A 10,256-nucleotide genomic window follows, 5' to 3' on the forward strand; every position below is an offset into this window, starting at 1 on the left:
ATCTGGAGGAGCCACGGCGATGGCGGAACACACCAGCTCGAGCATCACGATCGAGGCGGCCCCGGCCGACGTCATGGCGGTGATCGCCGACTTCGCCCGTTACCCGGACTGGACCGGCGAGGTGAAGGAGGCGGAGGTCCTGAAGACCGACGCCCAGGGCCGTGCCGAGCAGGTCCGGCTGGTCATGGACGCCGGCGCGATCAAGGACGACCAGGTCCTCGGATACACCTGGACCGGCGGCGACGAGGTCTCCTGGACGCTGGTGAAGTCCCAGATGCTGCGCTCCCTGGACGGCTCGTACCTTCTGAAGCCGGTGGGCGCGGGTGCCACCGAGGTCACGTACTCGCTGACGGTGGACGTGAAGATCCCGATGCTCGGCATGATCAAGCGCAAGGCCGAGAAGGTCATCATCGACCGGGCGCTGGCGGGGCTGAAGAAGAGGGTGGAGTCGGGGGAGAAGTGAGGTAGGGACGCGCCGCGGGGGTACGCGTGGTCTCCCGGGTACGGGTCCGTCGCGGCTGATCGCGCAGTTCCCCGCGCCCCTGACGGGGCGCTGTAGTCGCGTCAGCTGCACAGCCGGCCCTCTTCAGCCGCGGGCAGGCGTGCCGCAGGGCGGCACGGGTGGGCGCGGGGGCACCCTGTCGGCGCCGGTAAGTGACACCCGCTGCGCCCGCTGTAGCGAGGGCTCACCTGGACGTCCGTTACGGTTCACCCTCATGCGCACCATCCTGATCACCGGCCCGGGCGGCAGCGGCCGTACGACCGTCGCCGCGGCGACCGCCCTGCGCGCCGCGGCCGAGGGCACCCCCACTCTCGTCCTGAGCGCCGACCGTGAGGACACCCTCGGCGCCGCCCTGGGCACGGCGACAGGACCGGAGCCCACCCGCCTCACCCCCACCCTCACCGCCTGGCGCCCCGACGCCGCCGCCCGCTTCCGCGAGGACCTCACCGCCTTCCAGACCCGCGCCGCGAACGTCCTCGACCTCCTCGGCGCCTCCCGCCTGGACGCCGAGGAGCTCACCCCCCTTCCCGGCGCCGAGGAGCTGTCCTTCCTGCGCGCCCTGCGCGACGCCGCCCTGTCCGAGCGCTACGAGCTGCTGGTCGTGGACCTTCCGCCCGCCCCCCGGGCACTCGCCCTGCTCGCCCTCCCCGAGGAGCTGCGCCGCTACCTGCGCCGGCTGCTCCCGCCCGAGCGGCAGGCGGCCCGCGCCCTGCGCCCCGTCCTCGGCCGCCTCGCCGGCGTCCCCATGCCCGCCGACTGGCTCTACGAGACGGCCGCCCGCTGGGACGCCGAGCTCGCCGCGGTCGAGGCCGTCCTCGCCGACCGCCACACCGCCGTACGCCTGGTCGCCGAACCCGGCCCGGCCGGCGCCGACGCCGTCCGCACCGCCCGCCTCGGCCTCGCCCTGCGCGGTCTGCCCTGCGCGACCCTGGTCGCCAACCGGGTGCTGCCCGAGGACACCTCGCTGCACACCCTCGTCGCCCAGCAGCGCAAGACCCTCGCGGAGTGGGCGGAGGCCTACGAGGTCACGACCGTCGCCCACCTGGGACACGACCCGCGCGGCACCGACGACCTCGCCGCGCTCGCCGCGCCCGGCGTCAACACCGCGCCCGCCCCGGTCGAGTGGCGCGTCGCCGACCGGATCGAGGAGGACGGCGTCCTCGTCTGGCACATCCCGCTGCCCGGCGCGATACGGGACGGCCTGGACCTCGTCCGGCGCGGCGACGAGGTCGTGATCACCGTGGGCGGCTTCCGCCGGATCGTCGCCCTGCCCTCGGCCCTGCGCCGCTGCACCGTCGCCGGGGCCGCGCTGCGCGACGGCGAGCTGAGGCTGCGGTTCGCGCCGGACCCGGAGCTGTGGCCGCGCTGACGATGAAACCGGTACGCCCGTTCGGGTAACGTCGTAGAGACGAACCGTAGTCAGGAGTCGGTCATGAGCGAAGAGCGCCCCACAGCTGACGCCTCCGAGGCCGCGGACGAGGTACGGGCGACCGACGACGACGCCTGGGCCACCGCCTGCGCCGAGGATCTGGAGGCGGAGAAGGCCCGCCGCCGTTCCCAGTACGGCTCGCCTCCCGGGTCGGCCGCCGAGGAACTGCGCAAGCTCGTCGACGCCGTCGCCGACAAGCTCTCCGGCATCCAGACCCCGCTGCTCGGGGCGGTCGCCGGTCCCGCCGCCCAGCAGGTGGTCCGGCAGGTCGTCCAGCAGGCGAAGAACGCCGTCGAGCCCGTCATAGAGCGCAACCCGGACGTCTTCGACCACCTGGCCGCGGCCGGCAGCGAACTCCTCGCCGCCTACCGCTCCGCGGTCCAGACCCAGGAGACCCGCTGGACCTCCGGCAAGCACGACCCGGGCGAGGACACCGGCCCCGGCGAACGCATCGACCTCGACTGACGGCCCCCTGAAGACCCTGCCGTCGGGACCCCGACCGCAGGGCCTCGGGTACGGTTGGCCGTAGCGGGGCTCGACCGAAACTGAGGGATTCATGGGACTCACCATCGGCGTCGACATCGGCGGCACGAAGATCGCGGCCGGCGTGGTCGATGAGGAAGGCAACATCCTCTCGACCCACAAGGTGCCGACCCCGGGCACGCCCGAGGGCATCGTGGACGCCATTGCCTCCGCCGTCGAGGGCGCCCGTGCCGGGCACGAGATCGTCGGTGTGGGCATCGGCGCCGCCGGTTACGTGAACCGGCAGCGCTCCACGGTCTACTTCGCGCCCAACATCGACTGGCGCCAGGAGCCGTTGAAGGAAGAAGTCGAGGCCCGCGTCGGCCTCCCCGTGGTCGTGGAGAACGACGCCAACGCCGCCGCCTGGGGCGAGTACAAGTTCGGCGCCGGCAAGGGCCACCGCAACGTCATCTGCATCACCCTCGGCACCGGCCTCGGCGGCGGCATCATCATCGGCAACAAGCTGCGCCGCGGGCACTTCGGCGTCGCCGCCGAGTTCGGGCACATCCGGATGGTCCCGGACGGGCTGCTGTGCGGCTGCGGCTCACAGGGCTGCTGGGAGCAGTACGCCTCCGGCCGCGCCCTGGTCCGCTACGCCAAGCAGCGCGCCAACGCCACCCCGGAGCACGCCGAGATCCTGCTCGCCCTCGGCGACGGCACGCCCGAGGGCATCGAGGGCAAGCACATCTCCATGGCCGCCCGGCAGGGCGACCCGGTCGCCGTCGACTCCTACCGCGAGCTCGCCCGCTGGGCCGGCGCCGGCCTCGCCGACCTGGCCTCCCTCTTCGACCCCTCCGCGTTCATCGTCGGCGGCGGCCTCTCGGACGAGGGCGAACTGGTCCTCGACCCGATCCGCAAGTCCTACAAGCGCTGGTTGGTGGGCGGCAACTGGCGCCCGGTCGCCGACGTCATCGCGGCCCAGCTGGGCAACGAGGCGGGCCTGGTGGGGGCAGCCGACCTGGCTCGCGAACCCGACCCGATCATGTAATCACTGCCCACGGGTCCCACCTGCTTTTTTTGGGGGCGCGGGGAACTGCGCGACCAGCCGCACACGACCGGCGGTCGCCCACCCGCCCCGCGTCCCACCCCCGTAGGCGCACGGCCTCCCCAACCCGGCGTACATTGATCAATATGGCGCCGCTCCCCAACTCCCACACAGAGCCCGACGGTTCCGCCGTCATCCGCGTCCTCAGCTACAACATCCGCTCCATGCGGGACGACACCGACGCGCTCGCCCGCGTCATCAGGGCCTGCGCCCCCGACCTGGTCCTGGTCCAGGAGGCTCCCCGGTTCTTCCGCTGGCGCAAGAAGCTCGCCCGCCTCGCCTCGGCCTGCGACCTGGTGATCCTCACGGGCGGCGGGACGGCGGCGGGCCCGGCGATCCTCTGCTCACTGCGCGCCACCGTCGAGCGCACCGAGGACGTCCTTCTCCCCCTCACCCCCGGTCTGCACCGCCGCGGCCTCGCGGCCGCCGTCGTCCGGTTCGGCGGCGCCCGGCTCGGCGTCACCAGCTTCCACCTCAGCCTCAGCCAGGACGAGCGCTACGAGCAGGGCGGCCTGCTCCTGGACCGGATGGCCGGGATGGGCGTTCCGTACGCCATCGCCGGCGGCGACCTCAACGACCGCCCCGACGGCCGCACCTTCCGCCGCCTGGCCGACGCGCTCCAGGACTGCCGCGCCACCGCCCCCTGGGGCGGCGGGTTCACCTCTCCGTCCACCGAGCCCCACCAGCGCATCGACGCCGTGTTCGCGACGAAGGGCATCGAGGTGCTCGGCTGCGGCGTGCCTCTGGAGCAGCCCGGAGCGGCCGAGGCCGATCTCAGGCGGGCGACCGACCACCTGCCCGTGCTGGCCGCCCTCCGGGTACCCGCGGCCTGAACCGGCGTTGAGCGTCACCGCCCCGAGGGCGGCCACCAACCGTCCTTCGGGAGCGTCGGGTCGTCGTAGGCGACGGCCACCCCGGTACGCCCCTCCGCGTCCGTCTGGTCCGGCGGCACCGGGACCGGCTGCAGCAGCGCGGCGAGGCTGAGGCGGATCTGCGACCAGTCCTCCTCGGTGCGGCAGTCGAGCGAGGTCGCCCGGCTGCCGCAGCGATCACCCGGGCGTCACTGTCCTCGCGCTCCCCGTCGCGGGAACCGGTGCGCTGTGGTCCTACGGTGCGTCCGAAGGCCTCTGCGGCTCGGACTCGGTTGTTCACCTCTCCCTCGCCGGTCGACGGAAGCGAGTTCCCCTGTTCCGGGGACCGGACCGGCCCCGGAACAGGGGAAGGCCCGTCCGGAGCGGTTCCGGACGGGCCCTCGGGCGGGTGTGGGTCGGTCAGACGACGGCTCCCCGCCCGGGGTCGCCGTCCTCGTCGTCGTCGGTCTTCATCCTGGTCACCAGCGTGACGAAGCCGCCGAGGAAGCCGCCGATGCCCAGCGTCGCCAGCCACCAGGTCATGTCCCAGCCCAGCAGCACCGCGAGCAGCAGCAGCACCGGCCCGCCCGCCACGCCCAGCCAGGCGAACTTGGCCGTGGCGTCGGCGTCCGGCAGCGGCGGCGGCTCGGGCGGCACGAAGTGCCCCTCGTCGTCCTCGTCGAAGTCGTCCTCCGACGGCTCCGCGGCCGTGTAGTCCCGCGGGCCGCCCACCCCGGGCGCGAAGGAGATGGAACTGCCCAGCGGCCGCACCGGCCGCTGCTCCTCGGCCGCCGCGGCATCGGTCCCGGCGGCCTCGGTGCCCGCGTCGGTCTCCTGCTCGTCGTCGTCCTCGTCGGTCGCCGGCAGCGCGAGATCCTGCACCGGCCTGTAGGGCTTCGTGCCCGGCGGGTCCGGCGGCTCCTCGCCGTACCCCGCGACGATCGCCGCCCAGGCGGCCGCCTCGTCGAAGGGCACCCCCGTCTCGTCCGGCTCGCGGTCCTCGCGGTCGGAGTCGTGCTCAGCCAACTGCGGCCGTCCCTTCCTTGCCGACACTGGGTGCGAGCCGGCCGACGAAGGCGAGGCTCTCCTCGAAGATCCGGTCCGCGTCATGGTCCAACGTCGCCACGTGGTAACTCTGTTCCAGCACGACCTCCGTTACGTCCGTGGAGGACACCCGGCTCAGGATCCGGGCGGAATCCACCGCCGGAACCACATGGTCCCGGGTGCTGCGCAGGAGCAGCAGCGGCTGGGTCACCTGCGGCAACTCCTTGTCCACCTGGCGGAAGAAGTTCCGCAGCGAGTGCGCGCAGTGCAGCGGCACCCGGTCGTACCCGGTCTCCGCGGCGCCCGGCTTGGCGATGTCGCTGGCGATGCCCCGCGTCGTGCGGACGAGATGCCGGGCCACCGGAAGGGCGTACGCCGACAGGCCGTGCACCTTGTTCGCCGGGTTGACGATCACCACGCCGTCCACACCCGTACCGTTCCTGGCGGCCAGCCGCAGTGCCAGGGTGCCGCCCATGGACAGGCCCGCCACGAACACCTGGGAGCAGCGCTCGCGCAGCAACCGCAGCTCGCGGTCCACCTCCGCGTACCAGTCCTGCCAGCCGGTGACCTGCATGTCCTCCCAGCGGGTGCCGTGTCCGGGCAGCAGGGGCACGGACACGCTCAGGCCGTGTGCCGCATGGTGCTCCGCCCAGGGGCGCAGCGACTGGGGCGAGCCGGTGAAGCCGTGACAGAAGAGGACGCCGACCTCCCCGCCGTCATGGCGGTACGGCTCGGCTCCGGGGAGAACCGGCACCTTCGGTCTCCAATTCGTTCGAGTTCGTTCGACGGGGCGGAACTGCGAGAGCCATGGACGACGACTCCGGTTGTGCTTCACGGTACGCGACGGCACTGACACCGACCAGGGTCGTCGGGCCCATTCCCGGCGCTCCGGGTTAAGGTCTGATCGACGGAAACAGGAGGCACTGGGTTGTTGTACGGCGCGATGAAGGTCGCCATCGGGGGACCGCTGAAGGTCACCTTCAGGCCCTGGGTGGAGGGCCTGGAGAACGTTCCGGCCGAGGGCCCGGCGATCCTGGCGAGTAACCATCTGTCCTTCTCGGACTCGTTCTTCCTGCCCGCGGTGCTGGACCGCAAGGTCACCTTCATCGCGAAGGCCGAGTACTTCACCACGCCCGGGGTGAAGGGCCGCCTCACGGCCGCCTTCTTCAAGGGCGTCGGTCAGCTCCCGGTGGACCGCTCCGGCGCGCGCGGCGCCGGCGAGGCCGCGGTGCAGAGCGGCATAGACGTGCTCAGGCGCGGCGAGCTGTTCGGCATCTACCCGGAGGGCACCCGTTCGCCCGACGGCCGGCTGTACCGGGGCAAGCCCGGCGGCCTCGCGCGCGTGGCGCTCGCCACCGGCGCCCCGGTCGTCCCGGTCGCCATGATCGACACGGAGAAGATCCAGCCGCCGGGGCAGGTGATGCCCAAGCTGATGCGGCCGGGCATCCGGATCGGCAAGCCGCTGGACTTCAGCCGCTACCAGGGCATGGAGCACGACCGGTTCGTGCTGCGCGCGGTGACCGACGAGGTCATGTACGAGATCATGAAACTCTCCGGCCAGGAGTACGTGGACATCTACGCGACCGCCGCCAAGCGCCGGATCGCGGACGCCGCCAAGGCCGGGAAGGAGGCGGCGCGGGCAGAGAAGAAGGCCGCCGAGTCCTAGGCCGTTCGGCAGCGGGCTACCCCCGGCCGAAGGCCGGGGGAGGAACTGGGTGACCAGCCACGACGGCGCCGCAGTCGACAGGCGGCACAGCGTGGCACTTTCCGGCGGAGCGCTGGGCGGCGGCACGGGGACGGGCAGGGGGGACTGGGGGAGATGAGCAAGCGGGAACGGGTCATACGGATGTCGGTCGAGCAGCCGCTGTGGCGTGCCCTGACCGGCTACCGGGTCCTGACCCTGCTGTACGCGATCGGCCTGTTCGCCTCGGCCTACGACGACTACGACCGCGCGGGCGTCGCCCTCGCCTACTTCGCGGTCCTGACCGTCTGGACCCTGGCCACCCTGCCCCGCGTGCAGAGCGCGGCGGCCTGCACCAAGCGCTTCCTCGCCGTCGACCTCGCGGTCGCGCTCACCGGCATCGTGCTGACCCCCTGGGTGGTCACCCAGGGCCACATCGACCGGGGCGGCCCGACCCTGCCGTCGATATGGACCGCGGGTTCGGTCCTCGCCTTCGCTCTCAAGGGCGGCTGGCGCTGGGCCGCGTTCGCCTCCACGCCGGTCGCCGTCGCCAACCTGGTCGAGCGCGGCCACCCGGCCCGCGACACCGTCCACAGCGTGGTCCTGGTCTGGGTGGCCTCCATCGCCATCGGGTACGTCGTCGAGGTCGCCCGCGCCTCCGAGCGCACCCTCGCCCGCGCCCTGGAGATCGAGGCGGCGACCCGGGAACGGGAGCGGCTGGCCCGGGACATCCACGACGGCGTGCTCCAGGTGCTCGCCATGGTGCAGCGCCGCGGCACGGTCCTCGGCGGCGACGCGGCCGAACTGGGCCGGCTGGCCGGGGAGCAGGAGGTGGCGCTGCGGACGCTGGTCTCCGGCGGGCTGGTGCCGCTCTCACGGGTCTCGGAGGACGAGACCCAGGGCGCGGTCGTACGCCTGGTCGAGGAACCGGACGACGGCGGCCCCGTCGACCTGCGGGCACTGCTCGCGCGGTACGCCGGATCCCGGGTCGGCCTCGCCGAGCCCGGTGCGCCGGTGGAGCTGCCGCCGCGAGCCGCCCGCGAACTGGCGGCGGCCGTCGGTGCCGCCCTGGACAATGTGCGCAGGCACGCGGGGGACGGGGCGCGGGCCTGGATCCTGGTCGAGGACGAGCCCGGCGAGGTCGTGGTGACCGTACGGGACGACGGCCCCGGCATCCCGGAGGGCAGGCTCGCCCAGGCCGAGGGCGAGGGGCGGCTCGGGGTGGCCCAGTCGATCCGGGGGCGGCTGCGCGACCTCGGCGGCAGCGCCGAGCTGGTCTCGACTCCCGGGCAGGGCACGGAAGTAGAGCTGAAGGTACCGAAGGTCTCCCCGGGGAAGGCGGAGCGTTGATGAGCATCAAGGTCATGGTGGTCGACGACCATCCCATGTGGCGGGACGCGGTCGCCCGGGACCTGGCCGAGGCCGGGTTCGAGGTGGTCGCCACCGCGGGGGACGGCGACCAGGCGGTGCGCCGCGCCAAGGCCGCCGGGCCCGACGTCCTCGTCCTGGACCTCAACCTGCCCGCCAAGCCGGGGGTCCAGGTCTGCAAGGAACTCGTCGGCCACAACCCGGCGTTGCGGGTCCTGGTCCTCTCGGCGAGCGGGGAGCACGCCGACGTCCTGGAGGCGGTGAAGTCCGGCGCCACCGGCTACCTGCTGAAGTCGGCCTCGACCGAGGAGCTCCTGGACGCGGTCCGCCGTACCGCCGTCGGCGACCCGGTGTTCACCCCCGGCCTCGCCGGTCTGGTCCTCGGCGAGTACCGCCGGCTGGCCTCCGAACCGGCCCCGGCCGCGGACGCCGACCGGCCCGACGCGCCGCGGCTCACCGACCGCGAGACCGAGGTGCTGCGGCTGGTCGCCAAGGGCCTGAGCTACAAGCAGATAGCCGAACGCCTGGTCATCTCGCACCGCACGGTCCAGAACCACGTACAGAACACCCTCGGCAAGCTCCAACTGCACAACAGGGTCGAGCTGGTGCGGTACGCGATAGAGGCGGGACTCGACGACGCCTGATCTGATCTGATCTTCGGGCAGCGGGTAAACCAACCGCCCGACAATTCACCGGAATTGCCCTTCCGCGCCCATCCCTGTGTGAGCTGGATCACCATTAGCGTGAGTCCCACCAGGCAACCGCGGCGAAGGGACATTTCCAATGCGGGTCGGAGTACTGACCGGAGGCGGTGACTGCCCCGGGCTCAACGCCGTCATCCGGGGCATCGTCCGCAAGGGCGTGCAGGAGTACGGCTATGACTTCGTCGGCTTCCGGGACGGCTGGCGCGGACCCCTCGAAGGCGACACCGTCCGCCTCGACATCCCCGCCGTACGCGGCATCCTGCCCCGCGGCGGCACCATCCTCGGCTCCTCGCGCACCAATCCGCTCAAGCAGGACAACGGCATCCGCCGGATCAAGGACAACCTCGCCAAACTGGAGGTCGACGCCCTGATCGCGATCGGCGGCGAGGACACCCTCGGCGTCGCCGCCCGCCTCACCGACGAGTACGGCGTGCCCGTCGTCGGCGTACCGAAGACCATCGACAACGACCTGTCCGCCACCGACTACACCTTCGGCTTCGACACCGCGGTCGGCATCGCCACCGAGGCCATCGACCGGCTGCACACCACCGCCGAGTCCCATATGCGGGTCCTGGTCTGCGAGGTGATGGGCCGACACGCCGGCTGGATCGCCATCCACTCCGGTCTCGCCGGCGGCGCCAACGTCATCCTCATCCCCGAACAGCGCTTCGACGTGGACCAGGTGTGCGCCTGGGTCACCTCCCGCTTCAAGGCCTCGTACGCCCCGATCGTGGTCGTCGCCGAGGGTGCCATGCCGAAGGACGGCGACGTCGTCCTCAAGGACGGGACGCTGGACTCCTTCGGGCACGTCCGGCTCTCCGGGGTCGGCGAGTGGCTGGCCAAGGAGATCGAGAGGCGCACCGGCAAGGAGGCCCGCACCACCGTCCTCGGCCACATCCAGCGCGGCGGCACGCCCAGCGCCTTCGACCGCTGGCTCGCCACCCGCTTCGGCCTGCACGCCGTCGACGCCGTCCGCGACGGGGACTTCGGCAAGATGGTCGCGCTGCGCGGCACCGACATCGTCCGGGTGCCGATCGCGGAGGCCACGGCCAAGCTGAAGACCGTCGACCTGAAGCTGTACGAGGAGGTCGGGGTCTTCTTCGGCTGACA

General features: G+C 72.6%; 11 protein-coding genes. 9 read left to right on the forward strand and 2 right to left on the reverse strand.

Annotation, left to right across the window (positions count from 1 at the left end; genetic code table 11):
* Positions 1 to 19 precede the first annotated feature (19 nt).
* The 5 genes from IEZ11_RS01575 (at position 20) to IEZ11_RS01595 (ending at position 4,331) form a co-directional block, all read left to right on the forward strand.
* Positions 20 to 463: an SRPBCC family protein gene (locus tag IEZ11_RS01575; RefSeq protein ID WP_189260679.1), complete on the forward strand. Its 444-nt coding sequence runs from the start codon at positions 20 to 22 to the stop codon at positions 461 to 463.
* A 253-nt stretch (positions 464 to 716) separates the two neighbouring features.
* A complete protein-coding gene (locus IEZ11_RS01580) occupies positions 717 to 1,871 on the forward strand; it encodes an ArsA family ATPase (RefSeq protein ID WP_189260680.1) in 1,155 nt (384 codons plus the stop codon).
* Positions 1,872 to 1,934: 63 nt separating this feature from the next.
* Positions 1,935 to 2,396: a DUF5304 domain-containing protein gene (locus IEZ11_RS01585; RefSeq protein WP_189260681.1), complete on the forward strand. Its 462-nt coding sequence runs from the start codon at positions 1,935 to 1,937 to the stop codon at positions 2,394 to 2,396.
* A 91-nt stretch (positions 2,397 to 2,487) separates the two neighbouring features.
* The gene (locus IEZ11_RS01590; protein ID WP_189260682.1) at positions 2,488 to 3,441 is read left to right on the forward strand and encodes an ROK family glucokinase; all 954 of its coding nucleotides are present in this window, start codon (positions 2,488 to 2,490) and stop codon (positions 3,439 to 3,441) included.
* 143 nt (positions 3,442 to 3,584) lie between these two features.
* On the forward strand, positions 3,585 to 4,331 hold the full coding sequence (locus tag IEZ11_RS01595) for an endonuclease/exonuclease/phosphatase family protein (protein WP_189260683.1): 747 nt from the start codon (positions 3,585 to 3,587) through the stop codon (positions 4,329 to 4,331).
* Between the two features lie 438 nt (positions 4,332 to 4,769).
* Here the strand turns inward: IEZ11_RS01595 and IEZ11_RS01600 are convergent, their stop codons facing one another.
* Positions 4,770 to 5,375, reverse strand: a complete 606-nt coding sequence (locus IEZ11_RS01600; protein WP_189260684.1) for a hypothetical protein — start codon at positions 5,373 to 5,375, stop codon at positions 4,770 to 4,772.
* Positions 5,368 to 6,147 (reverse strand): alpha/beta hydrolase, encoded by a 780-nt coding sequence (locus IEZ11_RS01605; RefSeq protein ID WP_189260685.1) that lies wholly within the window; start codon positions 6,145 to 6,147, stop codon positions 5,368 to 5,370. The genes IEZ11_RS01600 and IEZ11_RS01605 overlap by 8 nt, the downstream gene beginning before the upstream one ends.
* 177 nt (positions 6,148 to 6,324) lie before the next feature.
* Here IEZ11_RS01605 and IEZ11_RS01610 point away from each other — a divergent pair, with 177 nt between their 5' ends.
* The 4 genes from IEZ11_RS01610 (at position 6,325) to IEZ11_RS01625 (ending at position 10,254) form a co-directional block, all read left to right on the forward strand.
* Entirely contained in the window at positions 6,325 to 7,059 is a 735-nt protein-coding gene (locus IEZ11_RS01610; protein WP_189260686.1) for a lysophospholipid acyltransferase family protein, read from the forward strand.
* A gap of 153 nt (positions 7,060 to 7,212) precedes the next feature.
* Positions 7,213 to 8,424, forward strand: a complete 1,212-nt coding sequence (gene macS / locus IEZ11_RS01615) for a MacS family sensor histidine kinase (protein ID WP_189260687.1) — start codon at positions 7,213 to 7,215, stop codon at positions 8,422 to 8,424.
* On the forward strand, positions 8,424 to 9,086 hold the full coding sequence (locus IEZ11_RS01620; protein WP_189260688.1) for a response regulator: 663 nt from the start codon (positions 8,424 to 8,426) through the stop codon (positions 9,084 to 9,086). Before macS ends, IEZ11_RS01620 begins: the two co-directional genes overlap by 1 nt.
* 139 nt (positions 9,087 to 9,225) lie before the next feature.
* Positions 9,226 to 10,254: a 6-phosphofructokinase gene (locus IEZ11_RS01625; RefSeq protein ID WP_189260689.1), complete on the forward strand. Its 1,029-nt coding sequence runs from the start codon at positions 9,226 to 9,228 to the stop codon at positions 10,252 to 10,254.
* The last annotated feature ends 2 nt before the right edge of the window (positions 10,255 to 10,256 follow it).

The organism is Streptomyces fuscichromogenes, assembly GCF_014645815.1.
GTDB lineage: Bacteria > Actinomycetota > Actinomycetes > Streptomycetales > Streptomycetaceae > Streptomyces > Streptomyces fuscichromogenes.

Coding starts and splice junctions, on each gene's coding strand:
- IEZ11_RS01590 (WP_189260682.1), top strand. CDS start 2,488: ATGGGACTCACCATCGGCGTCGACATCGGCGGCACGAAGATCGCGGCC.
- IEZ11_RS01585 (WP_189260681.1), top strand. CDS start 1,935: ATGAGCGAAGAGCGCCCCACAGCTGACGCCTCCGAGGCCGCGGACGAG.
- IEZ11_RS01595 (WP_189260683.1), top strand. CDS start 3,585: ATGGCGCCGCTCCCCAACTCCCACACAGAGCCCGACGGTTCCGCCGTC.
- IEZ11_RS01625 (WP_189260689.1), top strand. CDS start 9,226: ATGCGGGTCGGAGTACTGACCGGAGGCGGTGACTGCCCCGGGCTCAAC.
- macS (WP_189260687.1), top strand. CDS start 7,213: ATGAGCAAGCGGGAACGGGTCATACGGATGTCGGTCGAGCAGCCGCTG.
- IEZ11_RS01575 (WP_189260679.1), top strand. CDS start 20: ATGGCGGAACACACCAGCTCGAGCATCACGATCGAGGCGGCCCCGGCC.
- IEZ11_RS01580 (WP_189260680.1), top strand. CDS start 717: ATGCGCACCATCCTGATCACCGGCCCGGGCGGCAGCGGCCGTACGACC.
- IEZ11_RS01620 (WP_189260688.1), top strand. CDS start 8,424: ATGAGCATCAAGGTCATGGTGGTCGACGACCATCCCATGTGGCGGGAC.